Annotated in this window: 23 protein-coding genes; 9 read left to right on the top strand and 14 right to left on the bottom strand. The window is 51.7% G+C overall.

Going from position 1 to position 25497, the window contains the following annotated elements; genetic code table 11:
- Nucleotides 1-41: 41 nt before the first annotated feature.
- Nucleotides 42-887: a DMT family transporter gene (locus NDA02_RS06950; RefSeq protein WP_190794377.1), complete on the bottom strand. Its 846-nt coding sequence runs from the start codon at nt 885-887 to the stop codon at nt 42-44.
- Nucleotides 888-1056: 169 nt separating this feature from the next.
- Here NDA02_RS06950 and NDA02_RS06945 point away from each other — a divergent pair, with 169 nt between their 5' ends.
- Entirely contained in the window at nt 1057-1965 is a 909-nt protein-coding gene (locus NDA02_RS06945; RefSeq protein WP_190794378.1) for a LysR substrate-binding domain-containing protein, read from the top strand.
- A 44-nt stretch (nt 1966-2009) separates the two neighbouring features.
- Here the strand turns inward: NDA02_RS06945 and NDA02_RS06940 are convergent, their stop codons facing one another.
- On the bottom strand, nt 2010-3479 hold the full coding sequence (locus NDA02_RS06940; RefSeq protein WP_190794379.1) for an FAD-binding domain-containing protein: 1470 nt from the start codon (nt 3477-3479) through the stop codon (nt 2010-2012).
- A gap of 200 nt (nt 3480-3679) precedes the next feature.
- Here NDA02_RS06940 and NDA02_RS06935 point away from each other — a divergent pair, with 200 nt between their 5' ends.
- Nucleotides 3680-4588, top strand: a complete 909-nt coding sequence (locus NDA02_RS06935; RefSeq protein WP_347277928.1) for an alpha/beta hydrolase — start codon at nt 3680-3682, stop codon at nt 4586-4588.
- A 130-nt stretch (nt 4589-4718) separates the two neighbouring features.
- On the opposite strand, the gene NDA02_RS06930 is transcribed toward NDA02_RS06935, so the two are convergent.
- The 4 genes from NDA02_RS06930 to NDA02_RS06915 all read right to left on the bottom strand — a co-directional run bounded on the left by NDA02_RS06930 (nt 4719) and on the right by NDA02_RS06915 (nt 7085).
- Entirely contained in the window at nt 4719-5831 is a 1113-nt protein-coding gene (locus NDA02_RS06930; RefSeq protein ID WP_242067576.1) for a substrate-binding domain-containing protein, read from the bottom strand.
- Between the two features lie 515 nt (nt 5832-6346).
- Nucleotides 6347-6499: a hypothetical protein gene (locus tag NDA02_RS06925; protein ID WP_190794381.1), complete on the bottom strand. Its 153-nt coding sequence runs from the start codon at nt 6497-6499 to the stop codon at nt 6347-6349.
- 22 nt (nt 6500-6521) lie between these two features.
- Complete coding sequence (locus NDA02_RS06920) at nt 6522-6884, bottom strand: GNAT family N-acetyltransferase (protein ID WP_190794382.1); 363 nt, start codon at nt 6882-6884, stop codon at nt 6522-6524.
- Nucleotides 6885-6911: 27 nt separating this feature from the next.
- The gene (locus tag NDA02_RS06915) at nt 6912-7085 is read right to left on the bottom strand and encodes a PCP reductase family protein (protein ID WP_190794383.1); all 174 of its coding nucleotides are present in this window, start codon (nt 7083-7085) and stop codon (nt 6912-6914) included.
- A gap of 235 nt (nt 7086-7320) precedes the next feature.
- Between NDA02_RS06915 and glpK the strand changes: the two genes are divergently transcribed.
- The 4 genes from glpK (at nt 7321) to NDA02_RS06895 (ending at nt 13481) form a co-directional block, all read left to right on the top strand.
- Complete coding sequence (gene glpK, locus NDA02_RS06910; RefSeq protein ID WP_348254695.1) at nt 7321-8844, top strand: glycerol kinase GlpK; 1524 nt, start codon at nt 7321-7323, stop codon at nt 8842-8844.
- A gap of 229 nt (nt 8845-9073) precedes the next feature.
- The gene (guaD, locus tag NDA02_RS06905) at nt 9074-10414 is read left to right on the top strand and encodes a guanine deaminase (RefSeq protein ID WP_190794385.1); all 1341 of its coding nucleotides are present in this window, start codon (nt 9074-9076) and stop codon (nt 10412-10414) included.
- Between the two features lie 76 nt (nt 10415-10490).
- Nucleotides 10491-11978, top strand: a complete 1488-nt coding sequence (locus tag NDA02_RS06900; protein ID WP_348254693.1) for a carotenoid oxygenase family protein — start codon at nt 10491-10493, stop codon at nt 11976-11978.
- Nucleotides 11979-12077: 99 nt separating this feature from the next.
- Entirely contained in the window at nt 12078-13481 is a 1404-nt protein-coding gene (locus NDA02_RS06895; RefSeq protein WP_348254691.1) for an MFS transporter, read from the top strand.
- 240 nt (nt 13482-13721) lie between these two features.
- On the opposite strand, the gene NDA02_RS06890 is transcribed toward NDA02_RS06895, so the two are convergent.
- Nucleotides 13722-14702, bottom strand: a complete 981-nt coding sequence (locus tag NDA02_RS06890) for a cysteine synthase A (protein ID WP_190791158.1) — start codon at nt 14700-14702, stop codon at nt 13722-13724.
- Nucleotides 14703-14892: 190 nt separating this feature from the next.
- Here NDA02_RS06890 and purQ point away from each other — a divergent pair, with 190 nt between their 5' ends.
- Complete coding sequence (purQ, locus tag NDA02_RS06885; RefSeq protein WP_190791157.1) at nt 14893-15588, top strand: phosphoribosylformylglycinamidine synthase subunit PurQ; 696 nt, start codon at nt 14893-14895, stop codon at nt 15586-15588.
- A 410-nt stretch (nt 15589-15998) separates the two neighbouring features.
- Here the strand turns inward: purQ and NDA02_RS06880 are convergent, their stop codons facing one another.
- The 5 genes from NDA02_RS06880 to NDA02_RS06860 form a co-directional block, all read right to left on the bottom strand.
- The gene (locus NDA02_RS06880) at nt 15999-17186 is read right to left on the bottom strand and encodes a hypothetical protein (protein ID WP_190792794.1); all 1188 of its coding nucleotides are present in this window, start codon (nt 17184-17186) and stop codon (nt 15999-16001) included.
- Between the two features lie 252 nt (nt 17187-17438).
- Complete coding sequence (locus NDA02_RS06875) at nt 17439-18554, bottom strand: ABC transporter ATP-binding protein (RefSeq protein WP_190792793.1); 1116 nt, start codon at nt 18552-18554, stop codon at nt 17439-17441.
- Nucleotides 18555-18616: 62 nt separating this feature from the next.
- Entirely contained in the window at nt 18617-19513 is an 897-nt protein-coding gene (locus NDA02_RS06870; RefSeq protein WP_190792792.1) for a carbohydrate ABC transporter permease, read from the bottom strand.
- A 3-nt stretch (nt 19514-19516) separates the two neighbouring features.
- Nucleotides 19517-20419: a sugar ABC transporter permease gene (locus NDA02_RS06865; RefSeq protein ID WP_190792791.1), complete on the bottom strand. Its 903-nt coding sequence runs from the start codon at nt 20417-20419 to the stop codon at nt 19517-19519.
- 24 nt (nt 20420-20443) lie between these two features.
- On the bottom strand, nt 20444-21769 hold the full coding sequence (locus NDA02_RS06860; RefSeq protein WP_190792790.1) for an ABC transporter substrate-binding protein: 1326 nt from the start codon (nt 21767-21769) through the stop codon (nt 20444-20446).
- Nucleotides 21770-22036: 267 nt separating this feature from the next.
- On the opposite strand from NDA02_RS06860, the gene NDA02_RS06855 reads away from it, so the two are divergent.
- Entirely contained in the window at nt 22037-22234 is a 198-nt protein-coding gene (locus tag NDA02_RS06855; protein WP_190792789.1) for a hypothetical protein, read from the top strand.
- Between the two features lie 426 nt (nt 22235-22660).
- On the opposite strand, the gene NDA02_RS06850 is transcribed toward NDA02_RS06855, so the two are convergent.
- Entirely contained in the window at nt 22661-24379 is a 1719-nt protein-coding gene (locus NDA02_RS06850) for an alpha-glucosidase (RefSeq protein WP_190792788.1), read from the bottom strand.
- A gap of 231 nt (nt 24380-24610) precedes the next feature.
- Nucleotides 24611-25231 (bottom strand): DUF308 domain-containing protein, encoded by a 621-nt coding sequence (locus NDA02_RS06845; RefSeq protein WP_190792787.1) that lies wholly within the window; start codon nt 25229-25231, stop codon nt 24611-24613.
- Nucleotides 25232-25343: 112 nt separating this feature from the next.
- Between NDA02_RS06845 and NDA02_RS06840 the strand changes: the two genes are divergently transcribed.
- Nucleotides 25344-25496, top strand: a complete 153-nt coding sequence (locus NDA02_RS06840) for a hypothetical protein (RefSeq protein WP_348254687.1) — start codon at nt 25344-25346, stop codon at nt 25494-25496.
- Nucleotide 25497: the final 1 nt, after the last annotated feature.

Raw genomic sequence — 25497 nt, 5'->3', positions numbered from 1 at the left:
GGGTAACGAATTCCGCTTGAGTTGTCTTGGATGATTTTGCATTAGCGAAGGCGCTGGCTATAAGCAGTCGCGGCGAGGATCAACCCTGCTCCAATTAGTCCCTGAATGCCAAATCCTTCTTCCAGAAACCAGAAAGAAAACACTGCCGCAAACACTGGTTCCAATGTGTAGAGCAGAGCGGCTTCATGAGCAGCAACCCAGCGTTGAGCGATCGCCTGTGTCCAGATTGGCGTTGCCGTAACGACTAGACCCAGGTAGAGCAAGCTGCTGAACTGACTGCCAATTGCTCTAGCTGCCTCTGCTAACTCTGAAACTGAAAAAAACAGTCCTAAAAGTGCCGTTGTAACGAGCTGCACCGCAACCAGCGGCAGGGTTGGATGACGAGGAGTGATCGCCTCTAACATTAAAATATAAACTGCAATTCCAACGGCGCAGACGATCGTTAAAACGTCTCCCTGGCTGAGTCCGCCTCCTTCCCAGGACATCACCCCAATGCCTAGCATCGCAACAGCCGCAGCAAGCAGCACTTTGCTCGACAAACGCTGACCCATTAAGCCAGCCAGCAGTGGAACCAAAATGACATTCAAGCTGATGATAACGGCGGATCGATTCGCAGAAATGGTTTCTAGACCGATCAAAGCACAGGCACATTCTGCAAAATAAACGCATCCTAGCAGCACTCCATCCCGAATGAGAGGACGATCGAGTTTGCGAAGCCAGGGGAAAACTGCTACGGCTGCAATGCTGAATCGAGCCGCAAGAATAACTCCTGGTGAGAGACTGCTTAAAGTATGTTTGAGCAGAGGAAAAGACGTTCCCCAGATGATCGTCGTCAGAATCAGTAGGAGAATGCCTTTGCTGTGCGCTGAACGAAGCGTGAATGTCATAGCTGCCCGAATTCATGGGTTATTTCACCTTATTGGTTAACGGTCAAATGCGACAATCTGCTGCTTTAATAGGCATCTATCGATCGCACTCATGGATCATTAACCCCCTACTGAAGTTGGTTTTGCGATAATCCAGGCAGATCGAGACGAGACATTGTGGGATACCGTCGTGGGATATAGCCGTCAAAGCCAATTGAAGCTCTCTCAACTGCAAGTGCTGATTACGATCGCAAATTGCGGCAGTTTTAGCGAGGCAGCATTGCAGCTCCAGATGTCACAGTCTGCAATTAGTCATGCCATTTCTGCCCTTGAAGCAGATTTAGGCGTCAGTTTATTTTCGCGGGGACGTTACGGTGCGATTCTGACTCCAGTAGGCGAACAGATTGTCGATCGCGCTCGTCAGATTATGTACCTGATCGACGACATTACCAAGCAGGCAGATTTATCCAAAGGCTTACGAGGCGGACAGGTACGAATTTCTGCCTTCCGCAGTGCAGCTACCCACATTCTGCCTGACGCAATCGCTGAATTTTGCCGTCGCTATCCAGCCGTTGCCGTTCGCATTGCAGAATACGACGATCGCGATGATGTTGAGGATGATTTACGCAAGGGGCGGGCGGATATTGGCATTACCTACCTGCCCACAGGCGAGGAGTTTGAAACCTGGGAGCTGATGCGAGACGAGTTCGTCGTTCTGTTTCCACCTGACACAAAGCTATCGGGCAATCGGTTGAACTGGGATGAACTCAGTAACTACGGGTTAATTATGGCTCCCGATGGAGATGGTTGTGATGCGATGGTTTATGCTCACGGCGCAAAGTACGGTGCGGTCTTAAACGCAATGTATCAAGTTCGATCGGATTCTACGATCGTGAATATGGTGGCGAAAGGGCTGGGAGCTGCAATTAGCCCTCGCCTTGCCGCAGAACCAATTCCAGCAGAAGTGCAGGTCTATAGCCTGCCTGTACCGCTCTACAGAATCATCAGTATTGCCATTCTGAAGCAATCCCTCTTGACGCCACCTGCCTTTGCCTTGCTTGACCTGCTGAAAAGCAAGATGCTGACAGGGCTTCATTAGTACCGATCGCCCGCTACATCTCACCTCTGGAATTGATATCGTTTTTAGCTCAGGGCAGTGACTTCCTTTTGCTGCTGATAAATTTGCTTAAAGCGGTTTTGCTGCACTTTGTGATCGACGATCGGTTCTGGGTAGCCGCAGCGTTCGCGATCGTAGGAGCCAATCTTGCCTGTGACTAAATCGGCTGTGTCGATGCTCCGCAGTTCCGGTAGATATTCGCGGATATAGTCGGCTTCTGGGTCAAATTTTTGTGCCTGGCTTGCGGGGTTGAAAATGCGAAGCGGCTTTGGATCCATACCGCTTGATGCCGTCCATTGCCAGCCGCCGTTATTCGCAGACAGATCGCCGTCTACGAGCTTTTGCATGAAATATTTTTCGCCCAATCGCGGATCGAGCAGCAGATCTTTCACCATGAAGCTTGCAACAATCATGCGGCAACGGTTGTGCATCCAGCCGATCGTATTCATTTGACGTATGGCAGCATCGACGATCGGGTATCCGGTTCGCCCTTCGCACCACGCCTGAAAGTAATCGTCCCGGTTTTCCCAGGGAAAGTTTTTGAACGAATCTCGGTATGCGCCGTCTGCCAGTTCCGGGAAGCTGTACATCGCGTGCTGATAAAACTCTCGCCAGGCAATCTCCTGCTGCCAGGACTGCACATTTTCCCGCGTTTCATCGCTGCGGCTCTGGTCATAAACCTGCTCGGTCGCTGCCCAAATGGTTCGCACGCCGATCGTGCCAAATTTCAACGCCGCGCTGAGCTGAGACGTGCCCCGCACCGAGGGAAAATTGCGCTGTTCGCCGTATTCCGTGAGCGAGTCGTTGCAGAATTCTTCTAGTCGCGCCATTGCCGCACTCGTGCCCGGAGCCAGGGGAAGAACGTCTACATCCCAGACAAAGCCCAGATCCTTCGCGCTGGGTAGGGCGGTAGCTTCGCTGTTGCCGGAGGCAATCGTCCCGACGGCTTGAGCGGCCTGCTGTTCAGCTTCGGTCAGACCCGTTGCTCCTTCCAGATTCAGAGCCGGAGCTGCTTTGGGCTGACTTCTCCAGTTGCGCCAGAACGGACTGAAGACGGTGTAGGGCTGTCCCGATCCGGTGATCACTGCCCTAGGGGCGTGCAAAAGCTGATCCCAAAAGGGTTGAACTTCGATGCCCGCTTCGCGCAGAGCGGCTGCTACGGTTCGATCGCGTTCCCGTCCGTAGGGTTCGACATCGCGATTTAGGTGAACGGCTTTAACATTCAGAGCCTTTGCCAGTGCCGGAATTCGCTCGATCGGGTTGCCTTCCAGAATCAAGAGCTGGCTGCCTGCCTGGGTATACTGCTGCTGTAACTCTCGCAGGCTTTCGATCAAATAAGTGACTCTGGCAGGAGCAACATCATCACGATCGAGAATCAGGCGATCGAGGCAAAAGACCCCGACGACTCTAGGCGTTTTCTGACGGGCAGCCGCCAGTCCGATATTGTCAACCGTTCGTAAGTCGCGACGATGCCAGAACAGAATCAGATCAGTCATGAAATGAATTAGCGTGGTGAGGGATGAACATTTGTCCTATCTTGAATTGTGGCAGGCAGAAAAAACTCTAGCAGAAGATATTGCAAAGTAACCGATATTTCGCGAATTTTCTAAAGCGGAACCAGATTAACCTAAGCTCTTATTAGGCTGGTGATTTAATATCAGGGCAGAAAAGTTCTTCAGCGTCTAGAGCAAGTGTTGTGTCACGATCTACCCCTACCTCGACTATCGGTGGTGCTGCCAGAGAGTACCACTGGAACTGGAAGAAAAAGTCCGTCACGATCGCCTATGAAGTGATGGGAGAGGGCAAACCGATTTTGCTCTTGCCTGCCCTCAGCAGCGTTTCATCGCGGGGCGAAATGCGGGGAATTGCTGAACGGCTTGCCCAGCAGTATCAGGTGGTGGCGATCGACTGGTTGGGCTTTGGCGAATCTTCCCGTCCGTTTTTGAACTACACGCCCCCGGTCTATCGGGCACTGCTGCGCGACTTTGTGCGATCGATGTTCTTGGAACCCGTGGTCGTGATTGCGGCAGGACATGGAGCCGGATACGTGATGGATCTGACCCAGCAGCCGAATCCGCCTTGGTCCTGGGTGGTGCTGGTTTCCCCTACGTGGCGCGGACCGCTGCCGGCTGCCTTTGGTGAGCATCGCTGGTTTTATAAGCTGCTTAAGACGATCGTTCGCCTGCCGCTGCTGGGACAGTTGCTTTATTTTCTGAATACGCTGCCGCCCTTTCTGGCACTGATGTATCGTCGCCACGTTTACGGCAACGGCAAAAATGTCACCCGGAAGCTCATTGGGCAGAAATGGCGCACGACGCAACGCTGGGGAGCGAGACACGCCTCGGTTGCTTTCGTTACGGGAGCACTGGATTCGGTTAAGAACCGCAGCAAATTTATGGACTACTTTCAGCCTTTGCCGCCCGTCCCGGTACTGATGGTGATCGGCGAACAAACGCCACCTAAATCAAGAGCCGAGATGGAAGTGCTGGCACACTTTACCGCTGTGCAGGTCTACCGGATGCCCGGTTCGCTTGGACTGCATGAGGAATATCCAGAGGAACTGATTGAGGGAATTTTGCCCTTTTTGAATAAGTATTTGTCCTAACGAATTCTGTAGCATGGGGACTGCCTTCCCCTATCCCCGCAGATGGTTTGAGCAGTGTTTCAAGTTTTACATCGCCTTTAAAAACGATGAGTGCCCCACCCGCAGATAAGACACTCACCGCACAAACGCTTTAGGAGCAAAGATCCTTACCCGCTCCTGTCGGCAATCCCTGGCAAACCTGTTCCTTAGTCAGGAAGCCATCTTTGATCACCGTGTCTTGAATATTACTGGCATCTACAAGCTGCGGCTTCGAGAGCGCAGAGAGAATTTGACCGCCCTCAGTCGTTTTCGTCGTCGCATTGGTCAACGAGGCAGTATCCGTGCCGTTGCTCAGAGCCGCCACAATTTGAGCCGCTGCTGTTGCAATATTAATGAGCGGCTTATAAATGGTCATGCTTTGATCGCCTGCCAGAATCGCCTGAATATTGGAGGCATTGGCATCCTGACCTGTCACCAGCACTTTACCGTTGAGGTTTTGGGCGCGCAGTGCGGCGATCGCTCCCGTCGAGAGAATATCGCTGGCAGCGTAGATTGCCTGAACGTTGTTTTTTTCGCGGGTCAGTACGCCTTCGGTGAGCGATTGCGCTTTTGCCAGATCCCAGTTCGGCGTGTACTGATCAAATACCAGGTTCAACTCCCCCCGATCGAAATACGGCTGCAGGACTTTCAGCGCACCCTCACGGAACTGCAACGCATTATTATCGGTGCGGGAGCCATTCAGCATTGCCACGTTTGCACCGCGCTTCAGTCCGTAGGCTCCTTTTTTATACTGATCGATAATGTATTGCCCCTGCATTTCACCAACGCGCACGTTATCAAACGAAACGTAGTAAGCAAGGTCATTGTCTTGAATCAGTCGATCGTAGGCAATCACCGGAACGCCAGTGGTTTTCGCGGACTGCACGATCGCCGAAGCTTTTTGACTATCGTTCGCACCAATTACTAAAATGCAGGCTCCTCGTGTTAAAGCGGATTCTGCCTGGTTTTGCTGGGCATCGGCGTTATTGTTGGCGTTTGCATATTGAATCTGAGCATCAGGAAGGGCCTTTTTGATTTCCTGTTCTAGCAGGGGGCGATCGTAGCTTTCCCAGCGGGTTGAAGTGTCAGTTTCGGGCAGCAAGATTCCAATATTCTTACAGCCCTGGGCAGCAGGAAACGCAGTCGAGGCGTTTGTGGTTGGGCGATTTTGATTTTGTGCCGTATTTCCGTTAGGAGCTGACGCATTTTGGCTACAGGCAGTCAACGCGTTGAAGAAAAGAAAGCTACCTAAGAAGAATGCAAAAAATCTACTTAAAGACTGATTTCTTCTAAACATAGGGGTATAGTTTTACGCGACGCGAGATATGAAGAGACGAAAGGGAGTTAAGTTTTTCTTCCTCTGGAAAAACCTATTAAAAACAACCCGAAATACTCTAACTTCAGAGCTTTTCATTATTCTTTAAGAAGCGTTTTACAAGAATAAAAATCCTGCGTTTTTCAATAGCAATTCAGCTTAGTCACTTCCGCTGAAAAAAGACATCATTCAGAATAAGGATAAACTGATTCCCATTCAATACAAGCCAGGTTCATGAAGTGATATTAAGCCTTGTAAAAGGATTGGCAAAAAATCTTTTTTGTGAAGCGATACTGAAATACTTAAATAAGTTATTTAAAACAAAATAGCAACTGCTCGCCTTTTCAGAGGGTGTTTTGAAACGGTGTGAAAGAACGGTGTGAAAGAACGGTGTGAAAGAGTGAATTGCCTCTTGTCGTCTGGCTTTAAGGCAGCGAAATTTGCTTAAACATCCACCTCGATCGCGGGCTTCCATCAGCAAAGAAGCGGCTGGTTTCCCTCATGTGATAGCCTAACCGATCGTAAAACAGCGCGTTTTCAGGTTGTGCCAGCCGATATTCTAGCCGCACCCAATTCACCTGATGTTCCTGAGCAAATGCCTCAACTTGCCTGCATTAATTGCCGCCCGATGCCCTGACGCTGATACTGGGGCAACACCGCCAATCGATGAACATAGACAAACGGCTGACACGCTGCGACATCGTTCCGCACCTGACACCGAACGCTGCCCCCAATCTGCCCTGCAGTTTCACAGAGCACGATGATTCCTGCGGCTAACTCCTGCGCGACATCGGCTTCGGTTTCCTGCCACAGGCTGCTGTAGGGAAGCCGATCGCGGTAGCCAGCATAGGCGATCTGGGTCATGGCATGAATCGCAGGCACATCGGCAGGCGCAGCATTGCGTAAAGTACCGACCTGGAGACAGCTACCTTCCTGGGAAACAGCAAAGCGATCGATCGTCATCTGTTAACCGTGTTTCTAGAGACCAAATCAGGATGAGCCAAATTTTTGCTTTGCCTGTTCGTAAACTTCCACGGTGATCTGCGTTAAGCCTGCGTCCTGAGCAAACTTCTCGATCTTTTTGCGAGCCGCCGGACGCACAAAAAACGGAACTTCCTTCAGGCGAGCTTCTGCTTCAGTCGTCCATTCGATCGCGCTACTCATAGGTTTTTAATCTGTTTCTAATCTTGGTGGTTCAGCGTTCGATTCATTCGTCTATTTACTCTACCCTGTTTCCCATTTCTCAAAAACGCTCACCCCTGCATAGGGCCGGAATTCATGCTTTGCACAATCGCATTTCTAAATCACATTCCTATTCCTAGACAGATAAAAATTATTCCTCGTCGCGCCCGATGTACAGTGAGAATACGATTTTGAGCATTGATTCTGAGTATTGCCTATGACCGCATCAGGCTACATTCTGGCGCTGGATTTAGGAACGACGGGCAACCGTGCCTTTGTATTTGATGCGACAGGGCAGATTGTCAGTCAGGCATATCGGGAACTCACGCAGCACTACCCGCAGCCCGGATGGTTAGAGCATGATCCGATCGAAATCTGGCGGACAACCTGTGAGGTAATGCGATCGGCGATTCAGCAGGCAAAGATTCACGCGAATCAAATTCAGGCGATCGGGCTAACGGTGCAGCGCGAAACCTGTCTGGTCTGGAATAAAACGACAGGAGAGCCGCTTCATCGAGCGATCGTCTGGCAGGATCGGCGCACGGCTGCCCACTGTGACGATTTGAAACAGCAGGGCTACAGCGCAGAGATTTTTGAGCGAACCGGGCTGGTGATTGATGCCTATTTTTCCGCCACGAAGCTTTCCTGGCTGCATCAGTATGTTGTTAAACCGTCAGGGATTGATGCGGCGAACGTTCTAGCCGGGACGATTGACACCTGGGTTTTATGGAACCTCACCGGGGGCAGAATTCACGCCACTGACGACAGCAACGCCAGCCGCACAATGCTGTATAACCTTGAAACGCGACAGTGGGATGCTGCTCTGCTCGATCTGTTTCAGATTCCCGCTCACTGGCTGCCGCGGATTCAGCCGAGTCTGAGTCAGTTTGGCACGATCGATCCTGAAATTCTGGGTGCAGCGATTCCTGTAACTGCAATTCTGGGCGATCAGCAGGCTTCTTTGTTCGGGCACGGGTGCGATTCTCCCTATTGCGGAGCTGCCCATCATTCGGGGCTGGTGAAATGCACCTATGGCACTGGCTGTTTTCTGGTTGCCCATACCGGTCAGGAGATTGTTCGATCGCCCCAGCAAATGATCGCCACGATCGCCTGGACTAAAGCTGATTCTGAAGCTTGCGGCTATGCGTTGGAAGGCAGTATGTTCACGACGGGAGCCTGCATTCAGTGGTTGCGCGACGGCATTCAGCTGATCCAATCCGCTGCCGAAACCGAGATGCTGGCTCAGCAAGTGCCGGACAACGGCGGCGTTTACTTTGTGCCTGCGCTGAGCGGCTTAGGTGCGCCTCACTGGGATATGACTGCACGGGGCGCATTTTTCGGGATTACAGGCGGCGCAAAGCGTCCCCATCTGGTGCGATCGGTGCTGGAGTCGATCGCCTTTCAGGTGAAAGAAGTAGTGCAGGCAATTCAAGAATCGGGCGTGTCGATCGATCGGCTCAGGGTAGACGGTGGCGCGTGTAACAATGATTTCCTGATGCAGTTTCAGGCGGATGTGCTGGGCATTCCGGTTGAGCGTCCCCTGGTGCAGGAAACGACCGTTCAGGGCATTGCCTTTGCTGCGGGTCAGACGATCGGCTTTGGTCAAGATTTCCAGACCTCAAGCCGTCAGGTCGATAGGGTGTTTGAACCTGGGAGCAGCTCTGCTCGTGCGATCAAATGTTTTGCAATCTGGCAAGAGGCAGTCAATCGGGCGAAACACTGGGAGCGAGCGAAGGATTAATTGGGGTGAGTGTCATCGCCTTCTTGAAAGGGATTCTATATTGGTATTTGGGTTAGAAGACGTTTGAGAAGTCTGAATTGTGCTCCGAACCACCCCCCAATTCTGAGGGAAACCGAGCCTTTCGAGGAGTTTCAAAGTCCCCCATTGATGGGGGATTTAGGGGGCAATGCAGGATCTCTGAAATTAATCAGCTAACCTCATCAAGGGGCAAATTATGCAGGCAAACCAAATGCAAACTTTCAGCAAAGCTAAAGCAATTCGGGGCGCGTTTTTAGACTTTGTAGGCGATCCGTTTTACGGCAACGAGCGGGACAGCGTTCGCTACCTCGAAGACGGGCTACTGGTGCTAAAAAACGGCAGCATTGAAGCCTTTGGAGCCTATGAAACGATCGCCCCCCGCTTCGAGGAAATTCCCGTTACGACCTATCCCGGTCAATTAATCATCCCCGGCTTTCTCGATATCCACGTTCATTATCCGCAAACCGAAATGATTGCCGCCTACGGGGAGCAGCTTTTAACGTGGCTGGAGCGATACACTTTTCCCACCGAGGCAAAGTTTCAGGATGCGGACTATGCCCGGCAAATCGCGACGTTCTTTCTGGATGAACTGCTAAAAAATGGCACAACCACGGCAGTCGTGCTGACTACAATTTTTCCGCAGTCGGTCGAAGTCCTGTTTGAGGAAGCCGATCGCCGCAATATGCGAATCATTGCCGGACAAATGTGGATGGATCGCAACGCGCCGGATTTTTTGCTGAATGATGCGATCGAGACTTATCACCAAAGCCGCGAACAAATTCAAAAATGGCACAATCGAGGACGACAGCTTTATGCGATTACCCCTCGATTTGCGATTACTTCAACAGAAGCCGGATTGCAGTTTGCCGGAAAACTAAAGGCAGAATTTCCTGATGTTTATGTGCATACCCATTTGTCGGAAAATGCACAGGAAATTGCATACACCTCGGAACTGTTTCCCAACACTAGCGATTATCTTGAAGTGTATGAGCAGTACGGCTTAGTGGGCGATCGATCGATCTTTGCTCATGGGCTGCATTTAAGCGAGTCTGAGTTTGAGCGGCTCTCTCAGGCAGGTGCAACGATCGCCTATTGCCCCACCTCGAATTTATTCTTGGGGAGCGGTTTGTTTAAGCTGCATCGGGCGAAGTCGATTCATTCTCCCGTGGGTGTGGGACTGGCGACGGATGTGGGTGGCGGCACTGGCTTCTCGATGCTGCATACCATGAGCGAAGCTTATAAAATTGCTCAGCTTCAGGGACAAAATTTATCTAGCTTTCAAGCCTTTTATCTGGCAACCTTGGGCGCAGCAAAATCGCTTTCGCTTGCAGAAAAGATCGGCAGTTTCGACCCTGGCAAAGAAGCCGATTTTACAGTGCTGGATCTCCACGCCACGCCAATCCTGGCGCTCCGAAACGGAGCCGTTCCTGCCCGATCGCTGGATGTACTCGAGTCACAGCTTTTTGGCACGATGATGTTGGGAGACGATCGATCGATCGCGGCAACGTATGTAGCGGGTGAGCCAATTTATCAGAAGGCGGCAGCACAGTAGAAGCTTCTCTCTTGGGACGGGTCTAAACGATCGCGAATGTTCGCACAATAAAAAGGTTTCTGTTTAAGCGTCTTTTATGCACACTCGCCCCGGAATTCAGCCTGAAGCCCAACCTGCGGCGCAAACCACTCCTCCCTATGCGATCGGTTTTAAGACGGCAACTGAAGAAGCGACGATCGATGCTTTGCCGTTGACCGGAACGCTGCCAGAATGGCTAACAGGAACGCTGATTCGCACGGGTCCGGCTCAGTTCGACATTGGCGGAGAGCCTTATCGCCACTGGTTTGATGGACTGGCGATGCTGTCGCGGTTTTCGTTTCAGGCGGGGCGAGTGAGCTATGTGAATCGATTCCTTGCCAGCGATTCTTATCAAGAGGCACACGAGAAAGGCAAAATCAGCCGGGGTGAATTTGGCACAACTGCTCGGACTTCTTTCTGGAAACGATTGCGCGATCCGCTGCCGCGCCCAACCGATAACGCCAACGTGAATATCTTGCCGTTGGGCGATCGACTCGTCAGCACTACTGAAGTCCCGCAGCCGATCGTGTTTAACCCCGATACGCTAGAAACGCTGGATAAGTTTCCGTTTGACGACCGCATTTTGGGACAGACAACGACTGTACATCCGCATTTTGATTTCGATCGCCAGTGTTTGTTCAACTATCTAATTGCCTTTGGTTCGCCCAGCAAATACAACATTTACCGCATGGGTTTCCACAACAGCCGCCGCGAGTTGGTTGCCTCGATTCCGGTGAAGGAACCCGCCTATATGCACACCTTCGCCATGAGCGATCGATACATTATTCTCACCGAGTTTCCCCTGCGGCTGAATTTGCTCGGTCTACTGACTAGCGGCAAACCGTTTATTGAAAACTATCGCTGGAAGACCGATCGCGGCACCCATTTCACGGTAGTCGATAAATCGACTGGGGAAGTTGTAAAAACCTGCGAGAGCGAACCCTTTTTCGCCTTTCATCACGTAAATGCATTTGAACAAGATGATGAATTGTTGATCGATTTGATCGCTTATCCCGACGGCAAAATTATTGATGATTTATATTTAGAGCCGTTAAGAACCGGACGATCGGGCAATGCCGCCGGAAAATTGAAGCGATATCGCCTCAATCTCAATTCAGGTGATGCGATCGGTGAAACTTTATCCGATGAAACGATCGAGCTTCCGAGAATCCATTACCGACAGGCAAACGCGAAACCCTATCAGTTTGTGTATGGCGTAGGCAATCAAATTCTGAATAACTTTAACGATCAGCTGGTTAAAATCAATGTGAATACGGGCGAGACTGCCTTCTGGTCAGACGAAAACTGCTATCCAGGTGAACCTGTCTTTGTTTCTGCGCCCAACGCCTCAGCCGAAGACGAAGGAATTCTGCTTTCTGTGGTGCTGGATGCCGATCGCAAACAGTCTTTCCTCCTCATGCTCGATGCTCAATCCATGAGCGAACTGGCACGAGCAGAAGTTCCCCATGTGATTCCATTTCAGTTTCACGGGCAGTATTTTCCCTCGATTCATCCGGCGATCGATCTGAGTCAGGTTCATCGGTAAGGGGTCATAGCACTTTTTCAGCATAAACGCGATCGAGAAATGGTGATACTAAAAGCAGGTTTATTTCTTGACCAATAGTTCTTTACAGACCCCTGCCCTATGGTTGCCCCGCCTCAGCTTCGATCGTTTGAACAGCAGCTCGATGAATCTAATCTCACCCGCGTCATGTGGCTTCTGTGGGGGCTCTCGGCAGGGCTGATCGTGCTGGATGGCTTTGATTTCTTTATTATTGGCGTTGCGCTTCCCTTTCTTCAGCGTGACTTTAACCTGGGGTCGGCTGAAATTGGCGCGGTGGCAGTGGCGGCGATCGTCGGTTCCCTGCTCGGCTCTCTTACCCTGGGACCGTTAACCGATCGGATTGGGCGACAGCGAATGCTGCTGGTAGACGTTGCCTTATTTGTCATTGCGACGGCAGGAACGGCTTTTGCCTGGAATGCGATTTCGCTGCTCGGGTTTCGCTTTCTGGTAGGGGTGGCGATCGGGGCAGATTATCCGATTAGCGTCTCTTACATTACCGAAAACGTTCCGGCTCGGCTACGCGGACGGATGGTGATTGGGGCGTTTACGTTTCAGGCAGTTGGGGCGCTGCTAGGGGCAATCACTGGAATCGGCATTATTGCGGCGTTTCAAGCTTTTTATCCCGATATCGTGCAGCCTGCGATTCAGTATGCGTGGCGAGGGATGCTGGGTGTGGGGCTGATTTTGGCGATCGGCGTTGGAATTTTGCGGCTCAACTTCTTGCTGGAAAGTCCGCGCTATTATCTAGCACGAGGAGACTACGAAGCCGCATCGAAGGCAGCCTCAACCCTGCTCGAAACCCCGATCGTCCTCACGCCCGAAACCGATCCGCCAGAGGCCGAATCTAGCCTGTCCTATCGCGATTTGTTTTCGGTCGCTTATCGTGGCCGTACGCTACTTGCCTCGATTCCCTGGTTTTTGCAGGATATTGCCACTTACGGCATCGGCATTTTTACTCCGACGATTATTGCTGCCCTTGCCTACGCCGATCGTACCGATTTGCTCAACCGGGAACTGGCATCGGCAAAAGGGTCTGCGATCGTGGATTTGTTTCTGATTGCAGGTTTTTTGATTGCGGTGGTTTGCGTCGAGCGGGTGGGGCGAATTCGGCTGCAAATTTTGGGTTTTGTGGGAATGGCGATCGGGCTACTGATTCTGGCGGGTTCGGGCTGGAGCAGTTCAGCCAGTGCCTGGAATACGGCGATCGTCTTTCTGGGCTTTTTTGTGTTTAACCTGACGATGAATGCCGGACCGAATTCAACCACCTTTTTGCTGTCGGGTGAAGTGTTTCCCACGTCGATTCGGGCAAGTGGAGCCGGGTTTGCTGCTGCCGTTGCCAAAGCGGGAGCCGTTCTGGGAACCTTTGGCTTACCGATTCTGCAAACGTCGATCGGCGTTATGCCCCTTTTAGTTGGGTTGGCAGGCGTTTGTTTGTTGGCGGCTGTTCTGACGTTTGTGCTGCGGGATGATGGGCGGCGGGATTAATCGCTGATGATGGCAATGCCGGGAGCCTGTAGGATGGGCATTTTCTCCAGGCCAGTAAGAACACCCTCACTCTGGGTTCAGCCGTGGCTAAGCGTCATTTTGATCGCCCCAAGCTTCTACAGAGGGGGAAACTCCCAAATTGTTTAAAGTCCCCCCTCGCTTTTTAGGAGCGGCAAGTCACGAGGGGGGATTGAGGGGGCTGCAAAACCTTGAATGCGATCGGGGATACGACAGGCGATCCTAAGCAGCCGGAACCGATAACCCTTTACTTGCCAGCCACTCTGGGTTAAACAGCCGCGACTGATAGCGTGCCCCCCCATCACACAGAAGGGTGACGATCGTGTGTCCTGGACCCAGTTGTTTAGCCAAGGCTACGGCTGCGGCCACGTTGATGCCTACCGAACCACCCATGAACAAGCCATCTTTGCGAAGAAGCTGGTAGATCATCCGCAGTGCCTCCTGATCGTGTACCTGGATAGCGTCGTCGATCGGTGCGCCTTCCATATTGGCAGTGACCCGGCTGTTGCCGATGCCTTCGGTGACGGAGCTGCCTTCGATTTTAATTTCGCCAAATTTGGCATAGCTATACAGTCCGCTGCCCATCGGGTCTGCCAGGACACAGCGCACGTTTGGATTTTGCTCTTTCAGATAAAGCGAAACGCCTGCGTAGCTGCCGCCTGTTCCTGTGGCTGTAACCCAGGCATCGATTTTGCCCTCGGTTTGCTGCCAGATTTCGGGTCCGGTGGTTTCGTAGTGGGCGCGACGGTTTGCCAGATTGTCAAACTGGTTTGCCCAGATCGCGTTTTCTAACTCTTCCGCAATTCTGCCTGACAGCCGCACGTAGTTATTCGGATCGCGGTAGGGCACTGACGGAACCGGGCGAACTTCTGCCCCCAGCGTCCGCAGCAAATCGATTTTTTCCTGAGATTGAGTGTCGGGAATAATAATCAGACACTTGTAGCCTTTAGCATTGCAAATGTGTGCCAGTCCGATTCCGGTATTGCCTGCCGTGCCTTCAACAACAGTGCCGCCCGGTTTCAGCAAGCCCTGCTCTTCTGCTTCTTGAATAATGTAGAGGGCTGCCCGATCCTTTACGGAACCACCTGGATTGAGAAACTCTGCTTTGCCCAAAATCTCGCACCCGGTCTCTTCACTGAGACTGTGCAGCCGAATCAGGGGAGTATTGCCGACTGCACCAACAAATCCGTCGTTAATGTCCATGCTGGAAACTGCTTGCTTAGATCTCTTTCTCTGATTCTGACCGATCGCGTGCATCCGCAAATTAATTTGTCATTCCGCATGCCGAACTCCAAATGACGAACTCCTATCACGGGATGCCGCTTCGCCTTGATACCATGATAAAAGGGGCACAGCCAAAAGCAGAATCAAGAGCAGAATCAGGAGCAGCAGCATGAAATTTGGCGTAATTGTCTTTCCCGGATCAAACTGCGATCGTGACGTAGCAATGGTGAGCCGCGATTTGCTTCAGCAGCCAACGCGGATGATCTGGCACGAAGACAGCAATTTATCTGATTTGGATGTGGTGATCCTGCCGGGTGGATTTAGCTACGGCGACTATTTGCGCTGTGGGGCGATCGCTCGATTTTCTCCAGCGATGCAAGCCACGATTGAACACGCGAAGCAGGGAAAATTTGTACTGGGCATCTGCAACGGATTTCAGGTGTTGACCGAAGCGGGTCTGCTGCCAGGGGCACTCATGCGAAACCGGGATCTGCACTTTGTCTGCGATCGAGTGCCGCTTAAAGTTGAACGCAATGATTTGCCCTGGACGCAGCACTACCAGTCGGGACAGGTCATTACGTTGCCGATCGCTCATGGAGAAGGCTGTTATTACGCCGATCGCGACACTCTAGCAGAGCTAGAGGACAACCAGCAGGTGCTTTTTCGCTATGCTACCCCCGCAGGAAACCCCTCGCCGGATGCAAATCCAAACGGCTCGCTCAATAATATTGCAGGCATCTGCAACCGACAGGGCAATGTGCTAGGCATGATGCCCCACCCAGAACGCGCTTCCGACCCGGCTCTGGGCAACACGGACGGGCTAGGATTGTTTAAGGGCTTGCTGTCGGTGCTCGTAGAGGCTTAGGGCGTGCTTTAAAAGCCTGATAGTCCCCCAATTTCTCTCAATTTCTCAGAGGGGGAACTGACGATCGATTTAAAGTCCTTCACGATCGGGGAATGACTGGGGAACTGAGGAGGCACAGAGGATATTGAACCCACCGTTGAGTGAATCTGCGCTCCTCAGTTTGAAGGGATGAATCTTGAAGGGCTGAATTGTACTGCGAAGCAATGCTGGAAAACCGAAGCGGAAATGAAACGATAAGAAAATAAGATTGTCGTGCAATATTCAGATAATACTTAGATAAAGATGCACCCTGAACGTTACCCTCTACAAACTTTGCCCGCAAACTTTAGGAGTTAAAAAGCCTTAGGAGTTAAAAAGCTTTAGGAGTTGAGAAGTCTGGAATCCACTAGCTGAAGCAAGCCTGAAACCTTTTAGCGATCTGACTGCTGCACCAAGCTGAGAAAGTCAGATGCGCCAATGCGATCGGCATCCACATTTTTCAGAACAGCGATCGAAGTCCGACCCAGGCTAATTACCGTATCGTCTTCTTTTTGAGTAATTTTCAGCCGCTTGAAGTTGATTTCCTTGGGCAATCCCAGCAGGTCGATGCCTTTCTTGAAGTCCTGGATGAGGTCGGTGCTGTCTTTCATGCCGTACTTGTAGTCCAGCACAAACAGGTCACTGCCCCGCTCACCGCTCATTATATCTGCGCCTTCGTTGCCCATCAGCACATCCTTGCCGCGACCGCCCATCAGCATATCCTTGCCAAGGCGACCTACGAGGACATCATCGCTATCACCGCCATTCAAGCGATCGTCTCCTTCACCGCCGTTAAGGATATCGCGACCGAGTGCACCCGCAAGGCGATCGTTGCCGTTTAGGCCAATCAGCAGATCGTTGTTCGCTTTACCCGTCAGCGCATCGTTCACGACATTGCCGCGTGTCACATCCTGCACGCCCATTCCATTCAGGACATTTGCTTCACCCAGCACGTTTAAAAATGTGCCCAAGCCGTCTAATAAATCAACTTCATCAAACTTGCTAGCAGGGCGACTGAGAACATCGTTACCGCTCAAGTTCTGGAAGAGATTGGTAATAGGCATGGGGCTAAAAACGTAATAGTAATCGTCATCTAGCCCACCAAACAGATCACCGAGATCAATATTGCCAAACAGGCTGCCCAGGTTATCAAACAGATCGCCCAGAGAAGAGCTATTCACTGAACTCGAAGAACCTGAACCTACGATCGTATTCAGCAAGCTTCCCAGATTGATCGAATCAAAGGAACTATTATTGCCTAAGCCCGAAAAGATATTACCTAAGTTAAAGCCTCTGTTGCCTGAACCCGATGAGCCAGAAGTGCCTCCGCCGATCGTTGAGGTGAAAATATCTCCCAGATCAATGCCGCCTAAAAAGTTGCTGCTGCTGAGAGTATTAAACAGATTTCCTAGCAGGTTACTGCCAAAACTAGGATCTTCCAGAATGTTTTTGTTTTCATTGCTATTAAAGCCAAAGACATCCCCAATAAACTTCACGCCATTGACGACATCCCCAATTTTAATGCCGCCGATCGTACCACCGCTAAACAAGCTTAGACCCAGCGCAATCCAGTTAATCATACCCGTCTCCCTTCACTGCAAACCTTCACGAATCAATAACCCGAAGGGGTACTCATTCGCATGGCTCAATTGCATTCTTTTCGCCTACCCTCCACAGGACTGCGATCGATTCCAAAGCGTTCCCGGAAATGCAAAAAAAACTCCAGGGGGCTGGAGAGGTGGAGGGGTAGAGGGGTGGTGAGTGGATGGGGGAGGGGGTTCAGGAGGTAATCTAGGGCATTGGCGACTTCTCAAACTAACGCTTACTGGGGCTTACCCCAGATGATTTCGATCGCCCACAGACTGAAGCACTTTAGCGGGGAGACGTTCCCCCGTTTGGGTATTGAACCAGTGGATGTGTTCGGGCGGCAGGGTGAGGGTGATTTCTTCGCCCCGGAAGGGGTTGTCGCTGGAAATCAAAGCACGGAAGATCATCGTTTCTGCGCCTCTGACTCGGACGGTAATCAGTTCGCTCATGCCCAGGTTTTCCGACAGCACGACTCTGCCCTGCACCGTCGAAGCACTGTGCTGATTAGAATCGGCAAGATGGACGTGTTCTGGACGGATGCCCAGCGTGATTTCTGGCGGCGGCACAAAGCCATCGGGCAGGGGAATGTGATAGTTGCCGAAGACCGCCGATCGCCCGTCGCACTTCAGATCAAGCAGGTTCATTTGCGGGCTGCCGATAAAGCCTGCTACAAATCGGTTTGCGGGATGGGTGTAGATGCGGCGGGGCGGGTCAAGCTGCTGCAAAATGCCGCCATTCAGGACGGCGACTCGCGTGGACAGGGTCATGGCTTCGGTCTGGTCGTGGGTCACGTAGACTATGGGCGTATTTAGCGAGGTGAAAATTTCTTTTAGCTCGGCTCGCACCTGTTCCCGCAGCAGGGCATCTAGGTTACTGAGCGGTTCATCGAGCAGAAACACGTCGGGCTGGCGTACGAGTGCTCGTCCCAAGGCAACGCGCTGCCGCTGTCCGCCGGAGAGCTGTCCCGGTTTGCGCTCCATTAGTTCTTCCAGACCCAGGAAGCCGCTGACTTCGTGAATCCGCCGCCGAATTTCGTCTGACTTCATGTGGCGCAGCCGTAGCCCGGAAGCCATATTGTCATACACGCTCATATGCGGATACAGCGCGTAGCTCTGGAACACCATTGCAATATTGCGATCGCCTGCTGCTTTATTTGTGACATTGCGATCGGCAATCCGAATTTCGCCGCGGGTGGGTTGTTCCAGTCCGGCGATCATTCGCAGCGTCGTGGATTTGCCGCAGCCCGACGGACCCAGCAGTGTGAGGAATTCGCCGTTGTCCACGCCCAGGCTAAGATCGCGCACGGGGACGACTTTAGGCGAGTAGGTTTTGTTGAGGTGAATGAGTTCGAGTTTTGGCATGGTTTTGTTGGGAGAGTTAAGTGGGGTAGATTCAGTGGGTAAGTAGATCAGTGGGTAAGTCGTTAGCCTTTGACTGCGCCTGCGGTTAAGCCCTGCACAATTCGACGCTGGAACAGCAGCACCAGGGCGACGAGAGGCAGCGTACCAATCACCGTAGCAGCGGCTAATGCTCCATAGGGAATCTCGAATACAGCGGTTCCGCTAATCTGGGCAACGGCAACCGGAATCGTTTTCATTGATTCACGAGTGATAAACGTGAGAGCAAAAATGAATTCGTTCCAAGCGGCGATAAAGGCGAGAATTCCGGTGGTGACAAGGGCAGGCGTAGTCAGGGGCAGCAGAATTTTCGTCAGCATTCCCCAGGTGTTGTAGCCGTCTACCTTAGCGGAGTCTTCCAGATCGCGAGGCAACTGCTGGAAGAAGCTTCGCATCACCAGAATGGTTAGCGGAATATTAATCGCCGTGTACGGAATGATTAACGCTAAATAGTTATTCGCGAGTCCAAAGGTGCGAACGATTTCTAACAAACCAATAAACAGCAGAATGTAGGGGAATAGCGTCACAATTAGGACGATCGCCAGAATAATCCGTTCGCCTTTGACCTTCAGTCGTGCCAGTGCATAAGCGGCAGGTGTGCCCAGTGCCAGACAGAGCAGCGTGGAGCTGATCGCCACAAACGCGCTGTTGAGCATATAGTTCAAAAACGGGCGGCGATTAAAAATCTCAATGTAGTGCTGAAGCGTATAGCGACTGGGAAAATAAACGTTTGGAATGGCGGCAATGTCCTGATTCACCTTAAACGAGGTGAGCAATTGCCAGAGAATCGGCGCAAGGCTAAACAAAATCACCAGCAGCACGGCGATCAGAAACAAAATATTTTGAATTGAAACCGATCGCTTCTGGGGCGTTTGTCTGGGTGGAGCTTCCTGTGATCGAACGGGCGGCTGAATCGTCGTCATGGCTTAACCTCCTCTCAAAGCAGTACGAGTTCTCGAAAGCAGCCAGGCAGCCAGCCCCACTGCCGCAATCAGCACCACAAAGGTCACTACGACCAGCGCAGAGCCGTAGCCAAAGTCCAGATAGCGCATGATAGTGGCGTAGATGTAAATTGACACCGTTTCCGTTGCGCCACCAGGACCACCGCCTGTCATCACCGCAATCAAATCGAAAATGCCGAACGCCTGAGCGAATCGAAACAGCGCGGCAATCAGAATTTGGGGCATCAGCAGGGGCAGGGTAATCTGGCGGAAGCTCTGCCATGCCGTTGCACCATCGATCGCATGAGCCTCATATAAGTCGCCCGAAATCGACTGCAAGCCTGCCAGCAGCAAAATCGAGATAAACGGAGTCGTTTTCCAGACATCCGCCGCAATCACGCACATCATCGCCAGGGTCGGATTGCCCAGCCAGTTGACGCCCGTATCGATAATGCCGAGCCGCAGCAGAATGTCGTTCCAGACGCCAAACTCGGCGTTAAAAATCCATGCCCAGGTCGTGCCAATCAGAGCCGTCGGCAGTGCCCAGGGCAAAATCGCGATCGTCCTCACCGCACTCCGTCCCCGAAAGGCATGGTTCAGCACCAGCGCGATCGCCATCCCCAAAATCAGCTCCAGCACCAGGGACGAGAGGGTAAAGACCGTTGTATTGCCGATCGTCTGCCAGAAGCGACCGTCTTGTGCCATGCGTCCGTAGTTGTCCAATCCCGTAAACACAGGCTGTAGCTGCGTTCCCAGGTTTTGCGTAAACAGACTTAGCCAGATCGATCGCAGGATCGGATAGGCATAAACCAGCAGCAGCACCAGCATTGCCGGAAGCAGCAGCAGCCAGCCCGTGCGCTGTTCTCTTGAACGAATTGTGTCAGCCATGAAAGACTCCTAATGGGATACAGCTCAGCGGGCAGAGTAGCGTTGAAGCAAATTGCGCGTCTCCTTGGCAGCATCACGCATTGCTTGTTCTGGATCGGTTCGACCCGTCAGGGCAGCACTCAGGTATCGCTGAAGAATATCCGATGCCTGAGCATATTGGGCGATCGGCGGACGCAGGGCTGCACTTTCTGCTACCGCTTGCATCCGGGGGAAGTAAGGATATTTTTCTACCACCTGCGGATCAGTGTATAGCGATCGACGGGTGGGCAGATAGCCATTTTTCAGCACCAGGTTACGCTGTGCCTCTTCGCTGGCGTAGTACTGAGCAAACCGCAATGCTTCTTCAGGGTGGGGAGAAGATTTGGCAATGCCAATCCCCCAGCCGCCCAATGCTCCGGCACTGGATTGACCCGGCGCGTGAACCATCGGCTTAAATCCAACTTTGCCTTTGATCACAGAGTCGTTAGCATCGGCGAGGGGCAGCGCGTAGGGCCAGTTCCGCATAAACACTGCCTGGCCGCTTTGAAACAATCGGCGGGCTTCTTCTTCCTGATAAGTCGTGACGCCAGGAGGGGAAATGCCCTGATCGAGCGTTGTTCTGAGGAACTGAATGGCTTTCTGCGTTTCGGGGCGATCGAGTCCGACTTCGAGGGTTTGGGGATTGACCCAGAACCCACCTGCGCCTTCCAGCACCTCGACAAACATCGCAGCGAGTCCTTCATACTGCCGTCCCTGCCAGACGTAGCCCCAGTCTGCACCCTGCGACTGCTGAATTTGCTTGGAAATATTGATCAGGTCTTCAAAGGTTTCGGGGGGCTGTGCGCCTGCCGCTTGCAACAGGTCTTCCCGGTAATAAAGCAACCCGGAGTCGGTGCGGTAGGGCATTCGGTAAAGTCTTCCCTGGTAGCGGCTCCCTTCCACGGTTTCGGGAATAAAGTCTTTCAGCTCGGATTCTGGAATGCGATCGGTCAAATCCATCAGCCAACCCGCAGCAGCGAATTTAGGTAGCCAGACGACATCCATAATCACGGCATCATAAGGCGAGCTACCCAGCAAGAAAGAGGATGTGTACAAATCCTCGACCAGATTCGTGGCGTTCGGACCTTCGATCACATCGACTTTGATATCGGGATTTTGGGCTTCAAATGCCTCAATAATGTGTTGCTCCTGTGCCACGTCCAGTGCAGTCATCAGCATTGCGATGTGAACTGGCTGCTGCGACAGTGCCATCACACTGTAGAAAATCACGCCTAGACAAACGACGATCGCCGTAGCAAGAAATCGCCAGCGACGCAGCAACCAGCGATTAAAAGAGTGATGCAGGTTGTGAGTTGAAGAATCAGTACTCATGGGTTATAAAAGTTTGAATCATCGATCATTGCTAGGGTCACGGGGCTAAACAGTTAAGTAAGAAACTAAACAAAACAGGTTTGCCATTGTTCGCTGACAGTTCGCACAAAAACAACGAGATCGAACAGTTCGAGAGAAAAGAGATTTACAGAGAGATTTACAGAACGAGGAACAAAGCACAGAAAGCAAAAGACCCGGCTGGAGTTTGCCTCCGCCTTGCGCTTATGACCCTGAACTTCTCGATTGCTAGACTGTGAAGCTTGCTCTATGTCTGAGGAGAATTCAGAGAAGACAACGCTGACTACCCTTTGTTTTAGTCATCTTGTCCATGCAATCATTGGACAAAAGAGTGCTAATAAAGAAGCAAGCCCTTTTTTCCACCGTTTCGTAATTCCTGAAACACAAATGTTTGCAAAGAGAATTGCAGGATTGTTTTCAGAAATACAAACCTCACTTGACTTTTAGATCTATCAAGCTCTGCGGCGCGATCGCCTCTGCTATTGGATATAGCAATACATTAAGAAAAGTAAATCCTTTATGTATTACGTATCTTGAATATTTGCTTTGTTTCTATCCCAAGATAGATATTTCGGAATAACCTTAGTCGGAATTTATAAGAAGAGTCCATTGTGTAACGAACTCCGTCAGCTTAGATTTGTAATTGTTTGGCTAGCTCTTTTCTTGGCTCTGCAATCTGCAGGTAATCGGATTTTTTCTATTACGAATAGTGGGATTACTCGATTGTCTTTCGCTAAATCCTTTAAAGCTTATACCGTTAATCGAATCCCCTTCTTTTTCTAGGGCTTAACTTCTGGGGCTTAACGTTGTTTCTTGCTCTAAGTTTTTTGCTCTCAGGCGACGGACACCCAATCGATCGCGTTCCTCAGCAAACTACTGCAATCGGTACACTCGTGCCTCAAAAGGACGCAGCGTGAGTTGGCGAATCTCCTCGCTCCCCTCTGCCTCATTATTGTCCATTACGTTGTTCATTCCATAGTTGCTAATTAATAGTTCCTGGCTGTCAAAGGATACTTCGTCTGGCAGGGTAAGAACGGGCGTGTCTTGGGTGAAATTCAGCAAAACCAGCAAACGCTCGTCCTTCAGGGTTCGCGTGAACGCATAAACTTGCTCATGCGATTCCAGGATGAGGTCATACGTGCCGTAAACGATGACCGGATGAGCTTTGCGTAACCGGATGAGCTGCTGGTAGTAGGCAAAGATCGAGTTTGGGTCAGTCAGTGCTTGTTGAACATTGATCTCGCGGTAGTTGGGGTTGACCTTGAGCCAGGGAGTGCCAGTGGTGAATCCAGCGTACAGGGTGCCGTCCCATTGCATCGGTGTGCGTGAGTTGTCACGGCTTCTGGCATAAATAATTTCCATTGCAGCATCGGGAGCAATGCCTTTTTCCTCCACCAACTCGTGATAGACCGTGCGCGTCTCAATGTCCTGGTAATCCTCGATCGACTCAAACCTGACGTTGGTCATCCCGATCTCTTCGCCCTGATAGACATAGGGCGTGCCATGCAGCAGATGCAGAAACGTGGCGAGCAATTTGGCTGACTCAACCCGGTACTGACCATCATCCCCAAACCGAGAGACTGCCCGTGGGGTGTCGTGGTTCGTGAGGTACTGGCTATTCCAGCCCTTCCTTTCCAAATCCTTTTGCCACCGTGTCATCACTTGCTTGAGATCGTGTAGTCGCCACGGCTGAACGCTCCGGTGCGGTAAGGCACTGTTGGGGTCTTCGTCGATGACCATGTGCTCGAACTGGAACAGCATATTGAGATGCCCCGTCTCCTCATGGGTGAGTGCAATGCCGTGCTCGGTGGTCAGCATCGGTGTCTCGCCGACGGTGACAATATCGTAGTGAGATAGCACTTCCTGCTTCATTTCACTCAGAAACTCGTGAAGACGCGGTCCGTTGACGAAATACTGTCCGCCAAATTGGTAGCGATCGCTCGTCACTACAGGAGCATCCGGCAAGCCAGGGACTTTCGAGATCACATTGATGACATCCATGCGAAAGCCGTCGATGCCTTTCCGCAGCCACCAGTGCATCATGGTATAAATCTCGGCACGCAGCTTCGGATTCTCCCAATTGAGATCGGGCTGCTTGCGAGAGAACAGGTGCAGGTAATACTCATCGGTTGCCTCGTCGTACTGCCAGGCTGACCCACCGAAAAAGGACGCCCAGTTATTGGGTTCGCGACCCTCCTTACCCGATCGCCAAATATAGTAATCCCGATACGGATTGTCCTTGGATTTGCGCGCTTCGACAAACCAGGAATGCTCGTCGGAGGTATGGTTAACCACCAGGTCCATCATTAGCTTGATGCCGCGATCGTGCAATCCTGCGAGCAGCTCCTCCCAATCAGACAGGGTGCCAAACTCGTTGTTGATGTCGTAATAGTCGCTGATGTCGTAACCATTGTCATCGTTAGGAGATTGATAAACGGGACAGAGCCAGACCACGTCAACACCGAGCTTTTGCACATAGTCTAATTTCTTGATGATCCCCCGGAGATCGCCGACCCCGTCGCCATTACTGTCCTTAAAGCTGCGCGGATAGATTTGATAGACGACGCTTTCTTTCCACCATCTCTTCTGCATCTCAGGAACTCCCCTGCTCGTCAAGATCGCAAATCCTGGACAACTTAACATACTGATATTGCGTATGAAATCGCACCGAAGAGAGCAATATTGCCTGGATTCGTCCCTGCATTTTGTTCCAAAACAAATCAATCAGGCATCCTACAAGAACAAATCCCCCGGCTGCCCAGAATCGATCGGCAGACAGGGGATTATTAACAGAACGAGGAACCGCCGCGGAATAGAGGAAACCTACACCGTTGCCGCCGGATCGTTGGTGGAGCTTGAAGGGTTGGAAGCAGTATTGGCAGGTGTTCCCGTCGAGGAAGCCATCTTTGCTTGCGAGTTCTGAGCCAGCAGCAGACGCGAAAGTCCGGTGGAAATAATGCTTGCGCCGACGGCAGTTCCCAAGAGCCAGGGTGCGTTGAAGGGCCACTGGAACCAGACGATTGCTCCCAGTGCTAGAGTCACAAGTGCATTTCCCAGCACCGAAGTCCAGCCTTCTTGGGGACGTACACGGAATGCCAGAATCAGCTCAAACGTGCCTTCCGTTAGCAGGAAGCTACCCAGCAGCAGAGTCAGCGTAATCGTACCGCCGAACGGATTCACAAATAGCATGATCCCTGTGCCGATGTACAGGATGCTCAGCAGCAATTTCCAGATAAAGCCGCCCTGCTGGCGAGTCTGGAATGCGTTAAAGAGTTTGGTGGCTCCCGAAGAAATCAGAATCAGGGAGATCCAGGTTTCTGCGACCAGCGTTGAAACACGCGGCAGAATAATGGCAATTAGACCCAGCGCGATCAGCAGAATTGCGCTCCAAAGCTGGCTATTCCTCGAACTCCGGTTCATGTCCGGCGAAACACTCGTGGTCATAAAATTTTCCTTCAAGCTTGATTGACTGCTCTTCACAAGGCTAGAGAATTTTTCAAGCTTCTGTTAGCTCCTAAAGACAGACCCCCAAAGGAGTAGAAAGTTAAGCTGCGCGATGTTTTTGCATCGAAGAATAGTCATTTCGATCGCCCTAGCGAACTGCAAATCTTCCACCTGTGATGTTGGACAGCCGATCGCTTCGGGCACTCTACAGGAGAACGTTTCCTGCTGGAAGAAAACGCTTCACGCGATCGAATATGCTGCCTGAT

The sequence above is a fragment of the Leptolyngbya sp. ST-U4 genome, from assembly GCF_039962215.1.
Taxonomy (GTDB): Bacteria; Cyanobacteriota; Cyanobacteriia; order Elainellales; family Elainellaceae; genus Leptolyngbya_A.
This window is presented reverse-complemented; position numbering and strand designations above follow the sequence as displayed.